The organism is Blastococcus sp. SYSU D00695 (assembly GCF_054050555.1).
Map to the genome: position 1 here is coordinate 217,984 of NZ_JBJGZP010000002.1, position 20,834 is coordinate 238,817.

General features: G+C 75.8%; 22 protein-coding genes. 6 read left to right on the top strand and 16 right to left on the bottom strand.

The features are described from left to right. Window positions 1-48 precede the first annotated feature (48 nt). From ACI781_RS02530 to ACI781_RS02570, 9 genes are all read right to left on the bottom strand, one after another. The gene (locus ACI781_RS02530) at window positions 49-1,647 is read right to left on the bottom strand and encodes an MDR family MFS transporter (protein WP_456564529.1); all 1,599 of its coding nucleotides are present in this window, start codon (window positions 1,645-1,647) and stop codon (window positions 49-51) included. A 64-nt stretch (window positions 1,648-1,711) separates the two neighbouring features. Beyond that, entirely contained in the window at window positions 1,712-2,347 is a 636-nt protein-coding gene (locus tag ACI781_RS02535; protein ID WP_456564508.1) for a TetR/AcrR family transcriptional regulator, read from the bottom strand. Between the two features lie 123 nt (window positions 2,348-2,470). After that, window positions 2,471-3,232, bottom strand: a complete 762-nt coding sequence (fabG, locus tag ACI781_RS02540; RefSeq protein ID WP_456564509.1) for a 3-oxoacyl-ACP reductase FabG — start codon at window positions 3,230-3,232, stop codon at window positions 2,471-2,473. A gap of 134 nt (window positions 3,233-3,366) precedes the next feature. After that, on the bottom strand, window positions 3,367-3,786 hold the full coding sequence (locus ACI781_RS02545) for a DUF350 domain-containing protein (protein WP_456564510.1): 420 nt from the start codon (window positions 3,784-3,786) through the stop codon (window positions 3,367-3,369). Between the two features lie 151 nt (window positions 3,787-3,937). Continuing rightward, the gene (locus tag ACI781_RS02550; protein WP_456564511.1) at window positions 3,938-5,326 is read right to left on the bottom strand and encodes an AI-2E family transporter; all 1,389 of its coding nucleotides are present in this window, start codon (window positions 5,324-5,326) and stop codon (window positions 3,938-3,940) included. A 95-nt stretch (window positions 5,327-5,421) separates the two neighbouring features. Beyond that, window positions 5,422-6,189, bottom strand: coding sequence for a dienelactone hydrolase family protein (locus ACI781_RS02555; RefSeq protein ID WP_456564512.1), 768 nt, complete (start codon window positions 6,187-6,189; stop codon window positions 5,422-5,424). 36 nt (window positions 6,190-6,225) lie between these two features. Further along, window positions 6,226-6,771, bottom strand: coding sequence for a hypothetical protein (locus ACI781_RS02560; RefSeq protein ID WP_456564513.1), 546 nt, complete (start codon window positions 6,769-6,771; stop codon window positions 6,226-6,228). Between the two features lie 83 nt (window positions 6,772-6,854). Continuing rightward, window positions 6,855-7,328: a hypothetical protein gene (locus ACI781_RS02565; RefSeq protein ID WP_456564514.1), complete on the bottom strand. Its 474-nt coding sequence runs from the start codon at window positions 7,326-7,328 to the stop codon at window positions 6,855-6,857. 21 nt (window positions 7,329-7,349) lie between these two features. After that, window positions 7,350-7,817, bottom strand: a complete 468-nt coding sequence (locus ACI781_RS02570; protein WP_456564515.1) for a PPOX class F420-dependent oxidoreductase — start codon at window positions 7,815-7,817, stop codon at window positions 7,350-7,352. Window positions 7,818-7,889: 72 nt separating this feature from the next. Here ACI781_RS02570 and ACI781_RS02575 point away from each other — a divergent pair, with 72 nt between their 5' ends. Further along, window positions 7,890-9,167, top strand: a complete 1,278-nt coding sequence (locus ACI781_RS02575) for an AI-2E family transporter (protein WP_456564516.1) — start codon at window positions 7,890-7,892, stop codon at window positions 9,165-9,167. A gap of 93 nt (window positions 9,168-9,260) precedes the next feature. Continuing rightward, on the top strand, window positions 9,261-10,223 hold the full coding sequence (locus ACI781_RS02580; RefSeq protein WP_456564517.1) for a proteasome assembly chaperone family protein: 963 nt from the start codon (window positions 9,261-9,263) through the stop codon (window positions 10,221-10,223). Between the two features lie 63 nt (window positions 10,224-10,286). On the opposite strand, the gene purU is transcribed toward ACI781_RS02580, so the two are convergent. From purU to ACI781_RS02605, 5 genes are all read right to left on the bottom strand, one after another. Next, entirely contained in the window at window positions 10,287-11,168 is an 882-nt protein-coding gene (purU, locus tag ACI781_RS02585) for a formyltetrahydrofolate deformylase (protein ID WP_456564518.1), read from the bottom strand. 82 nt (window positions 11,169-11,250) lie between these two features. After that, on the bottom strand, window positions 11,251-12,171 hold the full coding sequence (gene ligD / locus ACI781_RS02590) for a non-homologous end-joining DNA ligase (RefSeq protein WP_456564519.1): 921 nt from the start codon (window positions 12,169-12,171) through the stop codon (window positions 11,251-11,253). Then, window positions 12,168-13,148 (bottom strand): non-homologous end-joining DNA ligase, encoded by a 981-nt coding sequence (ligD, locus tag ACI781_RS02595; protein ID WP_456564520.1) that lies wholly within the window; start codon window positions 13,146-13,148, stop codon window positions 12,168-12,170. Before ligD (ACI781_RS02595) ends, ligD (ACI781_RS02590) begins: the two co-directional genes overlap by 4 nt. Before the next feature lies 1 nt (window position 13,149). Next, window positions 13,150-14,130, bottom strand: coding sequence for a non-homologous end joining protein Ku (ku, locus tag ACI781_RS02600; protein ID WP_456564521.1), 981 nt, complete (start codon window positions 14,128-14,130; stop codon window positions 13,150-13,152). 123 nt (window positions 14,131-14,253) lie between these two features. After that, on the bottom strand, window positions 14,254-14,844 hold the full coding sequence (locus ACI781_RS02605) for a DUF1360 domain-containing protein (protein ID WP_456564522.1): 591 nt from the start codon (window positions 14,842-14,844) through the stop codon (window positions 14,254-14,256). Between the two features lie 168 nt (window positions 14,845-15,012). On the opposite strand from ACI781_RS02605, the gene ACI781_RS02610 reads away from it, so the two are divergent. Continuing rightward, window positions 15,013-15,420, top strand: a complete 408-nt coding sequence (locus ACI781_RS02610) for a hypothetical protein (protein WP_456564523.1) — start codon at window positions 15,013-15,015, stop codon at window positions 15,418-15,420. 256 nt (window positions 15,421-15,676) lie between these two features. After that, window positions 15,677-16,075 carry an STAS domain-containing protein gene (locus ACI781_RS02615; protein ID WP_456564524.1) on the top strand — a complete coding sequence of 133 codons (399 nt, stop codon included), beginning with the start codon at window positions 15,677-15,679 and terminating at the stop codon, window positions 16,073-16,075. A gap of 72 nt (window positions 16,076-16,147) precedes the next feature. On the opposite strand, the gene ACI781_RS02620 is transcribed toward ACI781_RS02615, so the two are convergent. Both ACI781_RS02620 and ACI781_RS02625 read right to left on the bottom strand, forming a co-directional pair. Beyond that, window positions 16,148-17,155 (bottom strand): DNA topoisomerase IB, encoded by a 1,008-nt coding sequence (locus ACI781_RS02620; RefSeq protein WP_456564525.1) that lies wholly within the window; start codon window positions 17,153-17,155, stop codon window positions 16,148-16,150. A 59-nt stretch (window positions 17,156-17,214) separates the two neighbouring features. Further along, window positions 17,215-18,999 carry a SpoIIE family protein phosphatase gene (locus ACI781_RS02625; protein ID WP_456564526.1) on the bottom strand — a complete coding sequence of 595 codons (1,785 nt, stop codon included), beginning with the start codon at window positions 18,997-18,999 and terminating at the stop codon, window positions 17,215-17,217. 271 nt (window positions 19,000-19,270) lie between these two features. On the opposite strand from ACI781_RS02625, the gene ACI781_RS02630 reads away from it, so the two are divergent. Both ACI781_RS02630 and ACI781_RS02635 read left to right on the top strand, forming a co-directional pair. Next, window positions 19,271-19,765, top strand: coding sequence for an ATP-binding protein (locus tag ACI781_RS02630; protein ID WP_456564527.1), 495 nt, complete (start codon window positions 19,271-19,273; stop codon window positions 19,763-19,765). Beyond that, window positions 19,762-20,787, top strand: a complete 1,026-nt coding sequence (locus ACI781_RS02635) for an RNA polymerase sigma factor SigF (protein WP_456564528.1) — start codon at window positions 19,762-19,764, stop codon at window positions 20,785-20,787. The genes ACI781_RS02630 and ACI781_RS02635 overlap by 4 nt, the downstream gene beginning before the upstream one ends. Window positions 20,788-20,834: the final 47 nt, after the last annotated feature.

Here is a 20,834-nt window from a genome sequence, read left to right on the forward strand (position 1 = left end):
CGCCGTCCGGCGGGCGGGTCTGCCCGCCGGACGGCGTGATCCGCGCAGCTAGTGCTGCGCCGCCGGCGCCTGCTCCGCGGCCAGCCGCTGCGCGCCCGAGGTGGTCTTCAGCGCCTTCTCCTGGATGAACAGGACGACCAGCAGCGCCAGGGCCGCCAGCGGGGTGGCGATGAGGAACAGCTCCGCCGTCGCGTCGGCGTAGGTGTCGCGGACCAGCGCGAGCGCCTCGGGCGGCAGCGCCGCCGGGTCGGGCGCCGCGGCCGCGCCGTGCCCGCCGCCCCCGCCGGCCGGGGCGCCCAGGCCGTCGGCGACCCGGGCGGCCAGGACGGCGCCGAGGACGCTGACGCCGACCGTGCCGCCCAGGCTGCGGAAGAAGGAGACCACCGAGGTCGTGGTGCCCAGCTCCGCGGCGGGGACGTCGTTCTGCGCGGCGAGGACCAGGTTCTGCATCATCAGGCCGACGCCGGTGCCCACGACGAGCATGTAGAGGCCGAGCAGGGCCAGCGGCGTGTCCGCGTCGATCGTGGCGAGCAGCCCGAACCCGGCGGTCATGAGCACGCCACCGGCGACGAGGAAGCGCTTCCACCGGCCGGTCTTGGTGATCAGGGCCCCGGCGACGGTCGAGGAGACGAGCAGGCCGATCACCAGCGGCAGGGACAGCAGGCCCGCCTTCGTCGGGGAGTAGCCCAGGGCCACCTGGAAGTACTGGGACAGGAAGACGGTGCCGCCGAACATCGCGATGCCGACGAGCGCGCTGGCCAGGACCGACAGGGAGACCGTGCGGTTGCCGAACAGCCCCAGCGGGATCACCGGCTCGGGCGAGCGGGCCTCCACCACCAGCGCCAGCGCCAGCAGGGCGAGGCTGCCGCCGACCATGAGGAACGTCGGGCCGGACAGCCAGTCGAAGCGGTTGCCCGCCAGCGTGACCCAGATGAGCAGGGTGCTGATGCCGGCGGTCAGCAGCAGCGCGCCGAGCCAGTCGACGTGCACCTTCGCGCGGCGGGCGGGGGCCGGCAGGTGCAGCGTGCGCTGGATGAGCAGCATCGCGACGAGCGTGAAGGGGACGCCGAGCAGGAAGCACCAGCGCCAACCCAGCCAGGACGTGTCGACCAGCACCCCGCCGATGAGCGGCCCGGCGACGGTGCCGACGGCGAAGATCGCGCCGAAGACGCCGGCGTAGCGGCCCAGTTCGCGCGGCGGGATCATCGCCGCCATCACGATCTGGACGAGGGCGGTGAGACCGCCGGCGCCCAGGCCCTGCAGGGCGCGGGCGACGATCAGCATGCCGACGTCCTGGGACAGCCCGGCCAGCAGCGAGCCGCTGACGAACAGGGCGAACGACAACTGGATGAGCAGCTTCTGGCTGACCAGGTCGGCGAGCTTGCCCCACAGCGGCACCGAGGCCGTCATCGCCAGCAGCTCGGCGGTGACGATCCAGGTGTAGACCGACTGGCTGCCCTGCAGGTCGGCGATGATCGTCGGCAGCGCGTTGGCCACGATGGTGGCGGCCAGGATCGCCACGAACATGCCCATGAACAGGCCCGACAGCGCCGACAGCACCTCCCGGCGGCTCATCGGGGCCGGACCGGTCCCCTCGGGTGGGCCGGTCTCCTCGGGTGGGCTGGTCGGGACGGCGGGGTCGGCCATCGCGGACACGCGGGACTCCTCGTTCGGTGGTGCGGGGTGGGTGCGGCGCCGGTCGGCGCCGGGGTCAGGAGCGGCCGGCCGGGCCGGGCACGCGGGCGGGCGGCCCGGGGACGCCGGCGGCGACGAGCGCCAGCGCCTGGTCGAGCAGGGCGGGCAGGTCGGTGCCGCCGTCGGCGCAGGCCCAGCGGACGACGGCGACGTGGACGGCGGCGCCGAGGACGGCGGCGAGCAGCACCGGCTCCAGGTCGCGGCCGGCGTCCTGCCCGGCGCGCGCGGCCAGGGCCTGGGCCATCTCCCGCTCGTTGGCGGTGCCGACCTCCACCGCGCGGGCCAGCAGCGCCGGGTCGCTGCCGATGACCTCGAGGCGCTCGCGCCAGCCGCCGCCGTCCTCGCCGTGGGCGAGGGCGGCGAGCTCGGCGCGCAGCACCGCGGCGGCGGCGTCGCGGGCGGGGAGGGCGGGGTCCTGCTCGGCCAGGAGCCGGGCGAAGCGGCCGGGCTCGACGCCGGCCGGCTGCACGAGGGCCTCCTCCTTGGAGGCGAAGTGGTTGAAGAACGTCCGCGCGGAGACGTCGGCCGCGGCGGCGATCCGCTCCACCGTGACCGCGGCCCAGCCGTGTTCCCGGGCCAGGCGCAGGGTGGCGCGCGCCAGGGCCGCGCGGGTGTCGGCCTTCTTGCGCTCGCGCAGGCCCGGTCCGGTCACGCCGCCCAGTGCAGCACGTTCATTGCAGTCCGTGCAATGTTTCAGTGTGTGCAGCGTGTCGCACCGCGCACGCGAAGGGGCCCGGACGGCGGTCGCCGTCCGGGCCCCTCGGGGTCGAGCAGGTCAGGCCTTGGGGCCACCGGCCGCGTAGACGACCTGGCCGGAGACGAAGCCCGCGCCCTCGCTGACGAAGAACGAGACGAGGTGGGCGATGTCCTCGGGCTGGCCGACCCGGTTCACCGGGATCTGCGAGGCGCTGTGCTTGATCATCTCGTCGAAGTCGATGCCCATGCGCTCGGCGGTCGCCTTCGTCATCTCGGTCTGGATGAAGCCCGGCGCGATCGCGTTGGCGGTGACGCCGAACTTGCCCAGCTCGATGGCGAGGGTCTTGGTGAAGCCCTGCAGGCCGGCCTTGGCCGTCGAGTAGTTGGCCTGGCCGCGGTTGCCCAGCGCCGAGGTCGACGACAGGTTGACGATCCGGCCCCACTTGGCGTCGATCATGTGCTTCTGGGCGGCCCGGGTCATCAGGAAGGCACCGCGCAGGTGCACGTTCATGACGATGTCCCAGTCGCTGTCGCTCATCTTGAACAGCATGTTGTCGCGCAGGACGCCGGCGTTGTTGACCAGCACCACCGGCGGGCCGAGCTCGGCGGCGATGCGGTCGACGGCGGCGGTGACCTGCTCGGTGTCGCTCACGTCGGCGCCCACGGCCAGCGCGGTGCCCCCGGCGGCCTGGATCGCCTCGACGGTGCTCTTGCCCGCCGCCTCGTCGAGGTCCACCACGGCGACGGCGAAGCCGTCGGCGGCCAGGCGCTGGGCCGTGGCCGCGCCGATCCCGCGGGCCGCCCCGGTCACGATGGCCACGCGGCGCTGTGCGTCGGTCATGTCGCTCCTTCTCCTGCCGGCGCCACGCGGCGCCGGGTCGTCTCGCAGAGGCTCGACCGACACCGTACGGGCGGCTCCCGCCGCCTCGCTCGCGGGCCCGCCCGCGGGGTGCCGGGGAACCGTGCCCGGCGGCGTCAGGGCCAGATGCTGGCCACGATGATCGCGGCCACCGCCAGCTGCGCGGCGGCGCTGACGAGGCTGGCCGGGTGGAAGCCGGGCTCGGTGAGGTGGGCGCCCAGCCGGCCCGGGGTGACCAGGTCCAGCACGCCGAAGGCGACCGCCTGCAGCACCACGCCGAGCACGCCGAACACGACCGTGTAGCCCAGCGCCTCGCCGAACCCGCTGGTGGCGTTGGTCCAGATGGTGGCGAAGGCGATCGCGCCCTGGCCGAGGAACCCCGCGGCGAGCGTGATCCCGGCATTGACCGACCGGTGCTCGTAGATGTGCCGCCCGAGGTGGCCGGGGGTCAGCAGGTCGAGGGCGAAGAAGCCGAGGACCAGCAGGGCGATGCCCACGCCGGTGTAGGCGACGGCGTAGCCGATGCTCTCCAGCACGGGCGATGACCTCCGGGTTCGAGGGGGGACGACGGCCTGCTGTGTCTACCGCACGACCTCGCGGCGGGTACGACGCCACCCGGCACGGGCCCCTCGCGGCGACCGAGGGACCCCCGCGCGGAGGTCTCCTCCCCGGCCGGGGTCCGCGCCCTCAGCCGGGGTCCGTGTCGTGCCCGCGCCGGTGCGCGCGCGGCCCGTGCCCCCGCGGGACGTGCGAGCGGGGCGCGTCCAGCGCCCGCACCGCGGCCAGGGCGGCGCGGCGGGCGTGCGCCCGCTGGCGGGCCCGGCTGGTGCGCGGTGCCCGCGGCTCCTCGCGGAGCAGGGCGTCCAGCCAGTGCCCGCGCGGGTCGACGTCGACCAGCAGCGCCTTGACCAGCAGCGTCAGCGGGATCGCCAGCAGCGCCCCGAGGGCCCCCAGCGCCCAGCCCCAGAACAGCAGCGCGACGAAGGTGACCGTCATGGACAGCCCCACCGAGTCGCCGACGAAGCGCGGCTGGATGAGCGTCTGCACGACGAAGTTGAGCACCGAGTAGACGACGACGATGACCCAGAACTCGGTCCAGCCGCCGTCCAGCAGACCCAGCAGCGCCGGCGGGAGCAGGCCCAGCACGAAGCCGATGTTGGGCACGTAGTTGGTGATGAACGACAGCAGGCCCCACAGCAGCGGCAGCGGGACGTCGAGCACCGCCAGGGCGACCGTGTCCCCCACCGCGACGATGAACCCGAAGACCGTGCTGACCAGCAGGTAGCTGCGGGTCCCGCGGGCGAACAGGCCCATGGCGATGAGCAGGTGCGGCCGCTCGCCGGCGACCAGGGCCAGCCGGCGGCCGAACCCGCCGGACTCGATGGCGAGGAAGACCAGCGCCGACAGCAGGAGCAGCAGCGTGGAGGCGGCGTCGGTGAGGCTCGCCAGCAGGCCGGTGGCCACGCCGACCAGCTGGCCGTAGTCGATCTGCCCGACGAGGTCGGACAGCTGGCCCGAGACCACGCCGGCGTCGTTGAGGTCGGCCTGCACCGAGCGCAGCAGGCTGTTGAACTCCGGCGCGTAGTCCGGCAGCAGCGCGGCGAGCTGGGCGACCGACACCACCAGCAGCGCGACGAACGACAGCAGGACCGCCCACACCAGCAGCAGCAGGACCGTGGCGCTGGCCCAGCGCGGCCAGCCGTGCCGCAGCAGGAAGCGCTGGACGGGCATCAGCGCGATGACGATGACCAGGGCCAGCATCACCGGGGCGATCAGCCAGGCCAGCGTCCGGACGCCGCTGAGGGCGATCGTGGCGGCGGCGAGGCCGACCAGCAGCACCAGCCAGCGCGGCAGCCCCGAGGCGCCCGGCGGCGGGACCGCGGGCTCCCCGGCGGCCCCGCCGCCGTCGTGGTCCTCCGCGGGTGGGGCCGGGCTCGCCCCGGGGAGCGGGACGGCGGGCGGCGCCGTCGCCGCGGTCGCGGCCTCGGCGCGCGCGTCGGCGACCTCGGCGGCCAGCCCGGACGGCGTGGCGCCACCCCCGGTCCGCTCCCGCGACAGGTCGCGTCGGGCTCCCATCTGCTCTCCGCTCTCCCCCGTGCGGCGCGCCGTGCCGCTGGCCGGTCCACGGCACGCCGCGGCCGTGACCAGGGTGGCACGGCCGCGGCCCGATCTCAGCGCGGCGCGGCCTCCCCCGCGGCGGCCCGGTCGACCAGGGCCAGGACCCGGCGCCACGCGTCGGCCGAGGCCTGCGCCCACTGCTCGGCGGCGCGGTCGAAGAAGGAGTGCGGCGCGCCGTCGTAGACCGCCGTCTCCACCTCGGCCCCGCCGGCGCGCAGCCGCTCGGCCAGGGCGAGCTGGTCGGCGACGGGGGTCGCGGCGTCGTCGCCGGCGATGACCATGAGGACGGGCAGCCGCGCGCCGCCGGCCGGGTCGCCCACCATGCGCGGCTGGCCGTAGAAGCCGGCCGTGGCCGCCAGCGGCAGCGTGCCCGCCGCCTGCCGCCAGGCGTTGCTGCCGCCGAAGCAGAAGCCGACCGTGACCACCGGCAGGTCCGGGCGCGTGCGCCGGCGCAGGTAGGCGACGGCGGCCGCCGTGTCCTCGTCGATGCCGGCGGCGGTCGTCCGCGGCACGTGCGCCCGCCAGTCGAAGTCCTGGTCGCGCGTCCCCCGCTCCGCGCGGCCGGCGGTGCGGGCGAAGTAGTCGACGGCGACGGCGGGGACGCCGGCCTCGGCGAAGCGCTCGGCCAGCGCCACGTAGTAGGGGTGCAGCCCGCGCACGTCGGGCAGCACGACGACGCCGGCCCGGGCCTCGCCCGCCGGGGCGGCGTACGCCGCGTCCAGCTCGGTGCCGTCGGCCGAGGTCAGGGTGAGCAGCCCGCGCTCGGCGACCTCACCGACGCGCGGCGGGGCGGGCGGGCGGCTGTCGACGTCGTGGCACATGCCCCCTCCCTACCAGCGCGGCGCCCCCCGGGCAGCTCAGGTGTCGGCGGCCCGGTCGGCGGCGCCCGCGCTGCCGCCGAAGACCCGTGCGGCCACCTCGCGCCGGGCGTCGGCCAGCCACCGGTGCTGCTCGTCGGCCTGGGCGACCAGCCGCTCCAGCAGCGCCCGGTCCAGCCGGGGCTCGACCGCGGACAGCTCCAGCAGCGTCTCGAAGCCGGCGCGCTTGGCCAGGACGGCGGTGGCGATGAACTCGAACTCCACCAGGTCGCTCAGCGGCGAGCGGGAGAACAGCCGCCCGTTGAGCTTGGCGCGCGACAGCTTCTCGGCCACCCAGGTGCCCACCTGCTTGTAGGTCCGCACCGGGATGCCCAGCGCCGAGGCCATCGCCAGGTGCGCGGTGCGCTCCTCGCGCAGCTGGTCCAGCAGCTCCTCCAGCCGGCGCTCGTAGGGCGTGCCGCCGTGCCGGGCGAGCATCCGGGAGACCAGCTCCACCCCACCGGTCGCGGCGGCGAGGTGGTCGTTGACGTAGACGCCCAGCAGGTCCGGGGAGCGGATCCCGCCGTCGGCGGTGGGCTGGGACACGGGACCTCCAGGGCGGGCCGGCGCGGACCCGACCATTCTCGCCGCCGCATGATCACCGCGCTCGTCGGCGCGGGCCGGCGGGCTCACCCCTCGGCGCGGGCGAGCAGCCGCGCGGCGGCCGGGCGCAGCTCGCACTCGAGGTCCCAGCCCGCGACGGCCAGCCGCTGCCCCACCGCCTGGCGGCTCACCCCGAGCTCCGCGGCGGCCGCGGCCTGCGTGCGACCGGCGGTCAACAGGTCCACCGCCGCCCACGCCGACGGGCTGCGCCGGCCGACCAGGGCCGCCAGCGCGCCGAGCACCGCCTGGACGTCCAGCGCGTCGGCCGGCACCGGCCCCCGGACGGCCAGCCGTGCGGGGCGGCGCGTCGCGGCGGCGAGCGCGGCGGACGCCGCCGCGGTGGCGGTGGTCGCACCGGGCACCCGGACGGCAGGTCCCACCCCGACGCCGATCGGCCCGCGGCGCAGCCGCACCAGGCGCACGACGGCGTCGACCACCGCCGCCGGGTCGGTCAGCACGGCGGCGTCCTCGTCGGCGGCGGTGCACAGCGCGAACGGCACCCGGGGAGGGTGCGTCAAGGGTCAGAGCTTGTCGAGCACCTCGGCCGGGAAGCCGCCCGTGGCGACCGGGCCCCACGCGGAGACCGTGACGCGCAGCAGCGACTTGCCCTGGCGCCTCATCGCCGCCCGGTACTCGTCCCAGTCCGGGTGCTCGCCGCTGATCGAGCGGTAGTACTCCACGAGCGGCTCCAGCGCCTCCGGGAGGTCCAGCACCTCCGCCGTCCCGTCCACCTGCACCCAGGGACCGTCGAAGTCGTCCGACAGCACGCACAGCGAGACCGCCGGGTCGCGGCGGGCGTTGGCGACCTTGGCCCGCTGCGGATAGGTGGAGACGACGACGCGGCCCTGCCCGTCGACCCCGCAGGTGACCGGGGAGAGCTGGGGGCCGCCGGAGGCGCGCCGGGTGAGCAGCAGGGCCTTGTGCCGGGGCCGGAGGAACTCCAGCAGGGCGTCGCGGTCGACCCGCTCGGCGGTGGCGGTCCTGGGCATGCAGGTCACGGTAGTGCGACTCCCCCGGCCGCCGCCCGGTGCGCTCGGGGCGGCTGTGCTGCGATGGCGGGCATGAAGTTGCTCCCGGGACGCCAGCAGAAGGCCGACACGGCGCCCGCCGTCACCGACGTGCCGGGGGCGGCCACGACGGCGCCCGCACCGTCGGACGAGCGCGGGCCCCGCCTGCAGCGCGGCATCCGCCGGCTGGCCATCGCCTCGGCCGAGCTCCTGCTCATCGTGCTGGCGCTGTACGTGCTCGGGCGGATCCTCGGCATGCTGTGGGTGGTCCTGCTGCCCGTGGTGCTCGGCCTGCTCATCACCACCGTGCTGTGGCCGCCCACCCGCTTCCTGCGCCGGCACGGCTGGCCGCCGGCGCTGGCCGCCGCGACCGTCCTGCTGCTGTCGGTCGGGGCCTTCGGCGGCGTCATCGCCGTGATCGCCCCGCAGGTGGTCGACCAGGCGGAGGAGCTGGGCGCCCAGGTGGGCGGCGGCCTGCAGAACGTGCAGGAGTGGCTGCAGGGGCCGCCGTTCAACATCGACCAGGACCAGATCGGCGACGTCGTCGACAAGGCGATCGACCAGCTGCAGTCCCGCGCCTCCGACATCGCCGGCTACGCGGCGACGGGCGCGTCGGCGATCGGCAACGCGCTGGTCAACCTCGTGCTCGCCCTCGTCCTGGTCTTCTTCTTCCTCAAGGACGGGCCCCGCTGGGTGCCCTGGCTGGCCGCCCAGACCGGGCGCCGGACGGCCCCGCACGTCGCCGCGCTGTCGGCCAAGGCGTGGTCGACCCTGTCGGAGTTCATCCGGCAGCAGGCCTTCGTGGGCTTCATCGACGCCCTGTTCATCGGCATCGGGCTGTGGATCCTCGACGTGCCGCTGGTGCTGCCCCTGGCGGTCATCACGTTCTTCGCCGCGTTCGTGCCCATCATCGGCGCCGTCGTGGCGGGCGCGTTCGCCGTGCTCGTCGCGCTGGTGGACCAGGGCATCGGCACCGCGGTGGCGGTGCTGATCATCGTGCTGGTGGTGCAGCAGATCGAGGGCAACGTGCTGCAGCCGATCATCCAGGGCCGCGGGTTCAACCTGCACGCCGCGGTGGTCATCCTGGCCGTCACCGCCGGCGGGAGCCTGGCCGGCATCACCGGCGCCTTCCTCGGCGTGCCGGTGGCCGCACTCATCGCCGTCACCTACCGCTACGTCCGCGACCAGCTGGACGGGAAGTCGCCGGAGGTGAGCGACGCGGGTCTGCGCGCGCAGGTCGTCGGGGACGAGCAGGGCGTCCGGATGACGGCGGAACCGGCGGCGCCGCCGGCCGACCGGGGGCCGGCACCGGAGGAGGACGCCGGCAGCTGACCCCGGCGGGGGACGATGGGAATGCCCGGGCCCGCGCGCGGGCTCTGGGCAGGGACGGGGCACGGCCCGCCCCGACGTCGAGGAGGAGCACAGGTGGCGCTGCGACCGGAAGACCTGCTGGAGCTGCTGCCGGCGGCCCGGCCCTTCCTCGAGCGGGAGGAGTCGCTGGCCCAGCACGCCGACCCGGCGGGCGCCCGCCGCGGCCTGGTGCTGGTGCACGACCTGGCCGGCGACTTCGACGCCGCCCGCTCCGGGGCGGTGGCCGGCGCGCACCTGCTGGCGAGCCTGCCGCACGAGGTGATCGCCCGCTTCGACGTCGACTGCCTGGTCGACTACCGGGCGCACCGGCCGCGGATGACCTTCACCGGCGACAGCTACGCCGACGTCACGCTCCCCGAGATCGCGCTGTACGCGCTGGAGGACGACGCCGGCGAGCCGTTCCTCCTGCTGCACGGGGCCGAGCCCGACTACGCGTGGGAGCGGTTCGTCGCCGCCGTTCAGGGGCTGGTGGAGCGGCTGGGCGTCACGTCCGTGGTCGCGCTGCACGCCATCCCCATGCCGGTGCCGCACACCCGGCCGGTCACGCTGACCGCGCACGCCACGCGGCGGCAGCTGATCGAGAGCTACCCGGTCTACTGGGGGCAGGTGCGCATCCCCGGCAGCGTCGGCGCGCTGCTGGAGCTGCGGCTGGGCGAGGCCGGCGTCGACGCCTACGGGATCGCCGCGCACGTCCCGCACTACCTGGCGCAGGCGACCTTCCCGGCGGCCTCGCTGACCCTGGTGGAGCACCTGTCGCGGCTGACCGGCCTGCACCTGCCCACCGAGACGCTGCGCGAGGCCGCCGAGGCCAACCGCACCGAGGTCGACGAGCAGATCGCCCGGTCCCCGGAGAACACCGCCGTCGTCGCCGCGCTCGAGCAGCAGTACGACGACTTCACCGCCGCGCACGGGGACACCGGGCTGCTGGGCACCCGCGGCGAGGTGCCCAGCGGCGAGGAGATCGCCGACGAGTTCGAGCGGTTCCTCGCCGAGCAGGAGAAGCGCCGCGGCGACTGAGGAACGGCCCCGGTGCAGGCGCCCGCGCCGAGCGCGCGACGCGTGGGATGCACCGGGGTCCTCCTAGGCGAAGACGATCGTGCGGTCGCCCTCGACGATGACCCGGTCCTCGACGTGCCAGGTGACGGCCTGGGCGAGCACCTGCCGCTCGACGTAGCGGCCGACCCGGCGCATGTCGGCGACCGTGGCCCGGTGGTCGACCCGGGCCACCTCCTGCTCGATGATCGGGCCGGCGTCGAGCTCCGCGGTCACGTAGTGCGCGGTCGCGCCGATGAGCTTCACGCCGCGGTCGTGCGCCGCCTGGTAGGGGTTGGCGCCGACGAACGCCGGCAGGAAGCTGTGGTGGATGTTGATCAGCCGCTCCGGGAACCGGCTGCAGAAGTCCGGGGAGACGATCTGCATGTAGCGGGCCAGCACCACCAGGTCGGCGTCCTGCACGATCTCCAGCGCGCGGGCCTCGGCCTCGGCCTTGGTCTCCGGCGTGACCGGCACGTGGTGGAAGGGGATGCCCGCCGCCGCCGCGACCGGCTCCAGGTCGGGGTGGTTGGAGACGACGGCGGTGATGTCGGCGCGCAGGTCACCGGCGCGCACCCGGTAGACCAGCTCCTGCAGCGCGTGGTCGGTCCGGCTGACGAACACCGCGATCGAGGGCCGGGAGGCCGCCTCGGTCAGGCGCCAGGTCATCTGCCACTGGCGGGCCAGCAGGTCGAGCGCCCCCTCCAGCTGCGGGCGACGCTCGGCCAGGTCGGCGAGCACGAACTCCAGGCGGAGGGTGAACGTGCCCCCGGTCGGGTCCGACGAGTGCTGCTGCGAGTCGGTGATGTTCGCCCCGACGTCGGCCAGCAGCCGGGAGAGGACGGCGACGATGCCCGGGCGGTCGGGGCAGCGGACCACGAGGCGGCCGGCGTCGGCGGTGCGGGGGTCGGGCGGGGCGGCAGCGGACACGGCGTCGATCGTCGCAGAGCCCCCGCCGCGGCCCCGACCACCTCGGCCCGCGCCTGCCCCTCCCGGGGTAGCGGGGACGGGCTCAGACCTCGGGCAGCCGGGCCCGGGTGCGCCCGGCGACGTCGAACAGGTCGCCGTAGTCCTCGACCCGGTGCAGCACCTCCTCGGTGCGGAACCGCAGCAGCCCCGGGTCGGCGCCGGCGTTGACCGCGTCGACCTCGTCCCAGCCGATCGGCGTGGACACCGTCGCGTCGGGCCGGGCCCGCAGCGAGTAGGGCGCGACCGTCGTCTTCGCCGGGTTGTTCTGGCTCCAGTCGATCAGCACCTTCCCCGGCCGCAGCACCTTCTCCATGCGCCACACCACCTGGTCGGGCGTCTGCGCGCTGAACTCCTGCGCCAGCGCCCGGGCGTAGCGGCTGGGGTGGTCCCGGTCGGAGACGTGAATCGGCGCGTAGACCTGCATGCCCTTGGACCCCGACGTCTTGACCACGGGGTCCAGCCCGTCGGCGACGAGGCGCTCGCGCAGCCGCTCGGCGACCCGGCAGCACTCGCGCAGCCCGGTCTGCGGTCCCGGGTCGAGGTCGAGCACGAGCAGGTCCGGCAGCGCCGCCTGGCGCCTGCTGCCGATCTGCCACTGCGGCACGTGCAGCTCCAGCGCGGCCAGGTTCGCCGCCCAGGCGAGGTCGGCGACGGTCTCCAGCAGCACCATCTCCAGTGTCTCCCGTCCCCGGGAGCTGCCGGGGCTGGGGACGGTCACCTTCCGCACCCAGTCGGGGGCGTGCCGGGCGCTGTTCTTCTCGAAGAACGCCTGGCCCTCGACGCCGTCGGGCCAGCGGGTGAAGGTCACCGGCCGGCCGGACAGGTGCGGCAGCAGCACCGGCGCGATCCGCACGTAGTAGTCGATGACCTGCGCCTTGGTGAACGAGACCTCCGGGAAGAGGACCTTCTCCAGGTTCGAGACCTCGAGCTGGCGGCCGTCCACGCGCACCCGCTGCCGGCTCACGCCTGCCACTCCTCGGTCACGTCGTCGGGGTCGAGGTCGTCGCGCAGTCCGCGCCAGGACGGGTGGCGCATCCGTCCCTCGGCGGTCCACCCGGCGAAGGCCACCTCGCCGACGAGCCGGGGCTCCGCCCAGCGCGCGTCCCGGGTCACCTCGCGGGGGAGGGCGCCGGCGAACGGGGAGGTGCTGCGCGCCGTCAGCAGGGCGTCCAGTTCCCGCAGCGCGGCGTCGGGGAAGCCGGTGCCGACGTGACCGGCGTACACCAGCCGCCCCTCGTCGTCGTGCACGCCGACCAGCAGGGACCCGACGCCGCCGGCCCGCCGGCCCTGCCCGGGCCGCCAGCCGCCGACGACGACGCTCTGCATCCGCAGGTGCTTGACCTTGCGCCACTCCGGGGCGCGGACGCCGGCGCGGTAGGGGCTGTCCAGCCGCTTGGCGACCACGCCCTCCAGGCCGTTGGCCCGGCTGGCCGCGTGCACGTCGGCACCCCCGCCGCGGAACCACGGCGTGGCCACCCACCGCTCCCCCTCCGGCCGGAGCTCGTCGAGCCGGGCCCGGCGCTCGGCGTAGGTCAGCGCGGTGAGGTCCGCGCCGTCGAGGGCGAGCAGGTCGAAGACGAGGTAGGTGACCGGCGCCGCGGCCGCCATCCGCGCCACCTCGGGGCCGGTGCGGTGCATGCGGCCCTGCAGCGCGCCGAAGTCCGGCCGGCCGAGCGCGTCCAGCGCCACGACCTCGCCGTCCAGGACGGCGTCCCGCCCGGCCAGCGCGGCGGGCAGCCGCGCGAGCTCCGGGTAGCGGACGGTGATCTCGGTGCGGCTGCGGGCCCACAGGCCGACGTCGCCGCCGCGGACGCGCGACACGGCGCGCACGCCGTCCCACTTGAACTCGTAGCCCCAGCGCTGGTCCTCCGCGGCCGGGGGCAGCTCGCCGGGCGTGGCGAGCATCGGCGCGGGGACCGGCGGCGGCTCGGGTCGGGCCACCTCAGGCGCTGCGGCGGGTCCGCTTGGCCGGGGCCTTCTCGGCCGCGGTCGTCTTCTTCGCCGCGGTGCCCGTCTTCTTCGCCGGCGCCTTCTTCGCGGTGCGCTTCGCGGGCGCCTCGTCCGCCCCGTCGCCGGCGGCCCTGCGCGGTGCGGTCGCCTTCTTGGCCGGGGCGCGCTGCGCCGGCGCGGAGTCCTCGTCGTCGGCGCTGCCGCCGCGGGCCTTCTCCACGCTGCGGCGCAGGGCGCTCATCAGGTCGACGACGGCCGCGCCCGGGTCGGCGGTCTCGGGGACCGGCTGCACGTCGCCGCCGGTCTGCTTGGCCTCCAGCAGGGCGGTCATCGCCTCGCGGTAGTCGTCGGTGAACTCGTCCGGGTCGAACGCGCCGCTCATCGAGGAGATCAGCGCCTCGGCCATCTGCAGCTCCTGCGGCCGGACGGTCACGTCCTCGTCGAGGAAGCCGAAGTCGGGCCGGCGGATCTCGTCGGGCCAGCGCATGGTGTGCAGCACCAGGACGTCGTCGCGCACCCGCAGCACGGCCAGGGACTCGCGCTGCCGCAGCGCGATCTTGGTGATGGCCACCTGCCCGGCGTTGGCCAGCGCGTCGCGCAGCAGCACGTACGGGCGGACGGCGGGCCCGTCGGGCTCCAGGTAGTAGGTCTTCTCGAACAGGATCGGGTCGATCTCGTCCTGGTCGACGAACTGCAGGACGTCGATCTCCCGGCGCGTGGACAGCGGCAGCTGGTCGAAGTCCTCGTCGGTCAGGATCACCAGCTGCCCGTCGGGGAGCTCGTAGCCCTTGGCGATGTCGGCGTACTCGACCTCCTCGCCGTCGATCGAGCAGACCCGCTTGTACCTGATCCGGCCGCCGTCGGCGGCGTGGACCTGGTTGAAGCGGATGTCCTTATCCTCGGTGGCGGTGTAGAGCCGCACGCCGATGCTGACCAGCCCGAAGGAGACCGCACCCCGCCAGATCGACCGCACGCCGCGCCTCCTCCCGCCCCCCACCGACACCCGAACCCGCAGCCTAGGCCCGGTGCGGGGCCCGCGGCAGGTCGACGGCGGCGACGCTCCCCCGTCCGGGGCAGGCCCCCGGCGGGCGCGTCCTCAGGCGACGCCCTGGGGGTCGTCCCTGGGCGCGGGGTCCAGCCCGCCGTTCTGGATCGCGTCGTAGACGAACTGCAGGACGTCGGAGGAGGCGACCAGCGTCATCGTCAGCGCCGCCAGCCGGGTGGCGCGGGGTGCGGTCGCGTAACCGAACACCAGGCCGGTGGCGACCCACTGGGCCAGGCAGAACGGGCAGGTGAGCAGCTCCCCCACCGCGTGCTTCACCCCGCCGTGCTCGCGGACCTCCTCGGCCACCTCCGCGTGCCCCGACGGCCCCTGGAAGGCGGTGAAGGGCGCGCGCAGCGGGGCGGTGACCGGGTCCTTCGCGATGCGCCGGGCCAGCCGGAAGGTCGCGACGGCGAGCAGCGCGGCGTCCCCGGGCGGGATCCGCTCGGGCAGCTCACGGCCCGACGCCCGGACGGCCGCCACGCCGGCGGAGACCACGCCCAGGTAGACGCCCATCGCGCCGAGGTCACCGGCCAGCGGGCGGGGCTCGCCCCGGGAGTACTCCCTCCGCTGGACGCGCGCCCAGCGCCGGAGGGGCGCCAGGGACGCGGAGCCGGTCCGCCGCAGGTCGTCGCCGATCGCCATGCGGCACGCGCTACCCGCCCGGCGGGCGGGGAACCCCTCCCGGGTGCCGGACCGGCGCCGCCGCATGGTCTCGGGACCTCCGGGTAGGCGGGGAGGGACCGCGGCCGGTGCACCGACCGGCCGCCGACGAGGCAGCGCGCCACCGCGCGCAGGAGGAGGCAGCAGCCGATGACCACCCCCGAGGGCCAGACCGCCCGGGACGTCCGCCCCGAGGACGAGGGCGTCCCCGAGGTCGCGCAGGACGACTCGCCCACCCAGACGTGGAACGAGGACCCGGAGTTCGCCCCGCTGCCCGGCGAGCGCCCCGGGGCGTCCACCGACTTCGGCACCACCGCCTACGAGCAGTCGGCCGGCGAGTCGCTGTCGGGTCGCCTGGCCCGCGAGGAGCCCGACGTGCAGCCCGGCGTCCGGGCCGCCGAGGACCCGCAGCGGGCGTCGGTCCAGCTGGAGCAGGACACGTCCCCGGCCTCGGACTCCGGGACGAACGCGACCGCCGACGACGTCGAGGCCACGGCCGACGCGGCGGCCGGCGGGGAGGGGCCCGAGGAGGCGGCGGTGCACGTCGTCGACGGCTGATCGACCGCGGGCCGGGGCACGCCCGGCGACCGGCCGCCCGGGCGCCCCGCGCCCCGGGCGGCTGGTTGGCGGTGGGGAACGCGGGTGTCTACGTTGTAAGCGCGGTTGAGCAGGCAGCCGTGCCCGCGCCGGGCCCCCGGCACGGGGATCCCCGACCGGGCTCACTGCCCGGGGGCGCCGACACCGGCGCCTCGCACAGCGGTAGATTGACCGCGCGGTGGCGCCGGAGGGTGCCGCCGTTGAGAGGAGTTCGCCCGTGACCACTCCCGACCTGCCCGCCGAGGGTCAGTCCGACGTGCCGACCGAGGGCACGGAGGCCCCCTTCGACGACGTGATCACGCTCTCCACCGCCACCGGTGAGGACGGCGTCGTCACGGTCACGGTCGTCGGCGAAGTGGACACCTTCACCGCGCCGGTGCTCCGCTCGTCGCTGGACACCCAGCTGGAGCAGCAGCCGCGCGAGCTCGTGATCGACCTCTCCGGCGTCCAGTTCCTGGGCTCGGCCGGCCTCGCGGTGCTCGTGGAGACGCAGAAGTCGGCGCGCAGCCGCGACGTCGAGCTCCGGCTCGTCGCCACGACCCGGGCGGTCACCCGCCCGCTCGAGGTGACCGGCCTGATCGACCTGTTCACGATCGTCGACGGCAGCGCCCGCTGAGGGTGCTCCCCGCCTGACCGACGACGAGGGCCCCCGCCGATCCGGCGGGGGCCCTCGTCCGTCCCGGGGTCCTCAGGCGTGCAGCAGCCGGCAGACGGCCGCCTCGAGGACCCGCTGCGCGTCGCGGTCGTTCTCGGCCCCGGCCGCCTCCCGCAGCGCCGGCGCGACGGTCTCGCCGTGCTCGAAGCGGTCGACCACCCGCGGGTCCACGTAGCTGGCCTTGCACACCGCGGGCGTGTTGCCCAGCTGCTCGGAGACCGCCCGGTACGCGGAGCTGATCACCTTCTTACGGCCGGTGCGCGACCTCGGCGGCGGGGCCTCGGCCAGCTGGGCCGCCATGAGCACCGTCGCCGTCCACGTGCGGAAGTCCTTGGCGGTGATCTCCGCGCCGCTGATCTCCTTGAGGTAGGCGTTGATCTCGGTGCTGGTGACGTCGCGCCAGGTGCCGTCGTCCAGCTGGTAGGCCAGCAGCTCCTCCCCCGTCCCCTCGGGCCGCTTCAGCAGCGCCCGCACCACGTCGGCCGTAGGCCGGTCGGTGATCTCGACCTCGCGTTCGATGCCGCCCTTGGCCGTGTAGGAGTAGAAGGTGCGCTCCCCGCGCACCGAGACGTGCTCGCGGCGCAGCGTCGCCAGGCCGTAGGTGCCGTTGTCCTCGGCGTACTGCTCGCTGCCGACGCGGAACGCGCCGAGGTCGAGCAGCCGGACGGCGCAGGCGAGCACCCGCTCCCGGTCGAGACCGCGGCTGTGCAGCGCCGCGACCACCTCGTCGCGGACGTCGGGCAGCTGGGAGGCGATCTCCAGCACCCGCTCGTGCTTGGCCGCGTCCCGCCGGGCGCGCCACTGGTCGTGGTAGCGGTACTGCCGGCGGCCGGCGGCGTCGACCCCGGTCGCCTGGATGTGCCCGTTGGGCCACGGACAGATCCAGACGTCCTTCCACGCGGGCGGGATCGCCAGGGCGCGCAGCCGGTCCAGCCGGTCGTCCCTGATCAGGACGCCGTCCTCGTCGTAGAAGGCGAACCCCCGTCCGGCGCGCCGGCGCCGCCAGCCCGGCCCGTGCACGTCGCTGCGCCGCAGTCTCACCCCCGGTGGATGCGCGCCGGCACCGTTCCCCAAACGGCGCCGCGGCCCCGCTCACCCGCTCAGCGGATGTCGACCAGCCCCGCCAGGCCGCTGATCTCCAGCACGTGCCGGGTCACGCCGCCCTCGGGGGCGTGCACGACCAGCTGCCACCGCTCGTCGCGGGCGATGCGGGCCATGGCCAGCACGACCCGGACGGCGGCGCTGCTGAACAGGGTCACGCCGGTGAGGTCGAGCTCGACCCGGCCGGTGCCGCCGTGGCTGGCCTCCAGCAGCCGGATCCGCAGCTGCTCGGCGCTGAGCAGGTCCAGCTCCCCGGACACGCGCACCACCGGTCGCTCCCCGCCGCGGTCCACCACGACCTCGGCGGCGGTGCCGGCGGGCGGGTGCTCGCCGTCGGTGTCCGGGGTGCGGCGCAGGCGCAGCCGCAGGGTCACGGTCGTCCCGGCCTCGCCCTGCAGGACCACCCCGTCGACGAGCTGGCGCATGATCAGCAGGCCGCGGCCCCGGCTGCCGGGGTCGCGGTCCGGTGGCCGCCAGGTGCCCTCGTCGCGGATGGTCACGGTGAGCACGCCGTCGAGGTCGACGGCGGCGCTGACGTGCATGGGCCCCGGCTCGGTGTCGCGGTAGGCGTGCTCGGCCGCGTTCGCGGCCGCCTCCCCCACCGCGACCATGATCCCCACCCGGTCCTGCTCGCCCATGCCGAGCTGGTCCAGCCACGCGCCGACCCGGCGCCGGACGGCGGGCAGCGAGGAGGGCACCGCGGGCAGGTCCAGCCGCAGCGGGGCGGGCGTGTGCGCCAGGCGGTGCGCCACGAGGACGGCGACGTCGTCGGGCCGGCCCTCCGGCGTGGGCAGCATCTCGACGACGGCGGTCGCCAGCTCCGCCGAGCCGATGTCGTCCCGGGGGTCGCCGCGCAGCACCACCGAGCGGGCCACCTCGGCCAGGTGGGTGAGGCCCTGCGTGGGCGGCGGCCCGGAGGCGGTGACCGCGCCGTCGGAGAAGAGCACCAGCGTGGCGCCCTGCTGCAGCACCGCGTGCGAGACCTCGGTGCGCATCCCGGGCACGCTGCCCAGGGGCGGGCGCGGGACCAGCGGCAGGAAGGTCGTGCTGCCGTCCGCGGCCACGAGCAGCGGTGCCGGGTGACCCGCGGCGGCGTAGGCGAGCCGGCCGGTGCCGGCCTCGAGCACGCCGTAGAAGACCGACGCGCCCTCGACGTCCTCCATCTGCGCGGCGAACTCGTCGAGCGCGGTGACCACCGCGGCCGGCCAGGGATCGCGCATCGCCAGGGAGCGCATGGCGCCGCGCAGTCGGCTCATCGCCCCGGCCGCCGGCACCCCGGCGCCCACCGCGTCGCCGATGACGAGCGCCAGCCGCCCCGACCCGAGCGGGAACGCGTCGTACCAGTCCCCGCCGGCCGCACCCACGGAGGTCGCCCGGTCGTAGCTGCCCGACAACCGGATGTCGGGCAGCAGCGGGAGCGACGGCGGCAGCAGCGCCGACTGCACCTGCTCGACCAGGTCGCCGTCGTCGGCCCGGCCGCCGTCCGGTCCGGCAGCGCCGGCGGCGGTCTCCAGCAGGAGCAGCAGCCCGGGCCCGCCGGACACCGGCAGCGGCTGCATGACCAGGGTCACCGGCGGCCCGTCGGTGCCCAGCGGTCCGGTGACGGTCTCGGTGCGCCCCGTGCGCAGCGCCTCCCCGGCCAGCTCGGTGACCGGCCGGCCGGCGACCCGGGGCAGCTGCGTGCCGGCGCCCAGCTCGCGTGCGCGGGCGTTGGCCCAGACGGGCGCGAAGCCGGCCCCGGCGAGGCAGTAGACGGCCGCGGGGGCGTGTTCGAGGGCAGCCACAATCGCGGCCGGTCCCGCGGCATCGGCGGGCGGGCGGTCCGGCGACCGGGCGTCCTGGGTGGTGTCCATCCTCGGCCAGTGGACACCAGCCCCCGGGGCCCGGCAACCGCGCCGCCAGCGCGTTTGGCCTCGTCACCGGCCGGGTAGCCGAGCCCGTCGGCGCAGGGGTCCGGGTCGTCCCGCGACCCCCTCGGGGATGCGTTGGCAGGATGGAGCGGGACCGGCGCCGGCGAGGTGCCCGGTGCGGACGACGATCGAGGAGCAACGACGCATGGTGGATCGCAGGGGTGCCGTCGGGCAGGACGGGCGGCGGGCCGAACGGCTGGAACTGCGGGTGCCCACCACGCCGACGCAGCTGCCCGCCGTCCGCGCGATGGCCGGCGACCTGGCCATCCGGATGGACTATGACCTGGACTCGGTGGAGGACCTGCGGCTGGCCGTCGACGAGGCCTGCGCCACGCTGGCCGCCGTCGGGCTGCCCGACGAGCCGCTGACCGTGGTCTTCGAGACCACCCGCAGCGGCCTGCACATCGACGCGTGGGTGCCGACCGCCGACGGCACCGAGGTGCCGCGGGACGGGTTCGGCTGGGCGGTGCTGCAGACCCTGGTCGACGGCGTCGACGCCCGCCCGGCGACCCAGGCCGAGGTACCCGCGGGCGACGGCAGCGGCGCCGCGGTCGCCCTGATCTCGGTGGACAAGTACCTCCCGGGCCAGTCCCCGACGACCGTCGGTGGCCCGGGCCGCAACGTGTCGGTCGCGCGGTGACCCGGGGGGCCGCGACCGGACACCCGACCGCCGAGGAGGAGACCCTGCGCGGTGAGGAGACCGTCCCCGGGTCCGACCGGGCGGGGCACGGCGAGACCGACACCGACGCCGTCGAGGACAGCGACGCCGTCGACGACACCGACACCGACACCGACGAGGACGCCGACGAGCACGAGGCGGACCGCGGCGGGGCCTCGGACGCCCCGGGTGCCGTCGTCCCGGCGCCGCGCGCCGAGGGCGAGGACGCCGCGCCGGTCTCGGACAACCGGCGGCGCGCCGAGCGGACGGCGCCGCTGTTCGCCGAGCTCGCCACGCTGGACAAGGACGACCCGCGCCGCGAGCGGCTGCGGGAGGTCCTGGTCGAGGAGCACCTGCCGCTGGTGCGGCACTTCGCCCGCCGGTTCAGCAACCGCGGCGAGCCGTTCGACGACCTGCTGCAGGTCGGCACGCTCGGCCTGATCGCCGCCATCGACCGGTTCGACCCGACGCGCGGGGTGGAGTTCCTCTCCTTCGCCGTGCCGACGATCACCGGCGAGATCAAGCGGCACTTCCGCGACCAGGGCTGGTCGGTCCGGGTCCCGCGGCGGCTGCAGGAGCTGCACCTGTCGCTGAACTCCGCGGTCGGCGAGCTGGCGCAGAAGAACGGCCGGGCGCCGACGCCGAGCGAGCTGGCCGAGCACCTGGGCATCCCCCGCGAGGAGGTGCTGGAGGGGCTGGCGGTCGCCAACGCCTACCGCAGCAGCTCGCTCGACGAGCGGCTGTCCGGGGAGGACGACTCCCCCACGCTGGCGGCGACGCTGGGCGAGGAGGACGCGGCGCTGGAGGGCGTGGAGTACCGGGAGTCGCTGCAGCCGCTGCTGGCCACCATCCCGCCCCGCGAGCGGCGGATCCTGATCCTGCGGTTCTTCGGCAACATGACCCAGTCGCAGATCGCCGCCGACATCGGCATCTCGCAGATGCACGTGTCGCGGCTGCTCAGCCAGACGCTGGCCAAGCTGCGCGAGGGCCTGCTCAAGGACTGAGGACCACCGGACGCCGGGAGCCCGGGACCCGTCGGGTCCCGGGCTCC

Coding starts and splice junctions, on each gene's coding strand:
- ACI781_RS02570 (WP_456564515.1), bottom strand. CDS start 7,817: ATGCCCAGGACCGCCACCGCCGAGCGGGTCGACCGCGACGCCCTGCTG.
- ACI781_RS02530 (WP_456564529.1), bottom strand. CDS start 1,647: ATGGCCGACCCCGCCGTCCCGACCAGCCCACCCGAGGAGACCGGCCCA.
- ACI781_RS02550 (WP_456564511.1), bottom strand. CDS start 5,326: ATGGGAGCCCGACGCGACCTGTCGCGGGAGCGGACCGGGGGTGGCGCC.
- ACI781_RS02610 (WP_456564523.1), top strand. CDS start 15,013: ATGACCACCCCCGAGGGCCAGACCGCCCGGGACGTCCGCCCCGAGGAC.
- fabG (WP_456564509.1), bottom strand. CDS start 3,232: ATGACCGACGCACAGCGCCGCGTGGCCATCGTGACCGGGGCGGCCCGC.
- ACI781_RS02605 (WP_456564522.1), bottom strand. CDS start 14,844: ATGGCGATCGGCGACGACCTGCGGCGGACCGGCTCCGCGTCCCTGGCG.
- ACI781_RS02555 (WP_456564512.1), bottom strand. CDS start 6,189: ATGTGCCACGACGTCGACAGCCGCCCGCCCGCCCCGCCGCGCGTCGGT.
- ACI781_RS02575 (WP_456564516.1), top strand. CDS start 7,890: ATGAAGTTGCTCCCGGGACGCCAGCAGAAGGCCGACACGGCGCCCGCC.
- ACI781_RS02630 (WP_456564527.1), top strand. CDS start 19,271: ATGGTGGATCGCAGGGGTGCCGTCGGGCAGGACGGGCGGCGGGCCGAA.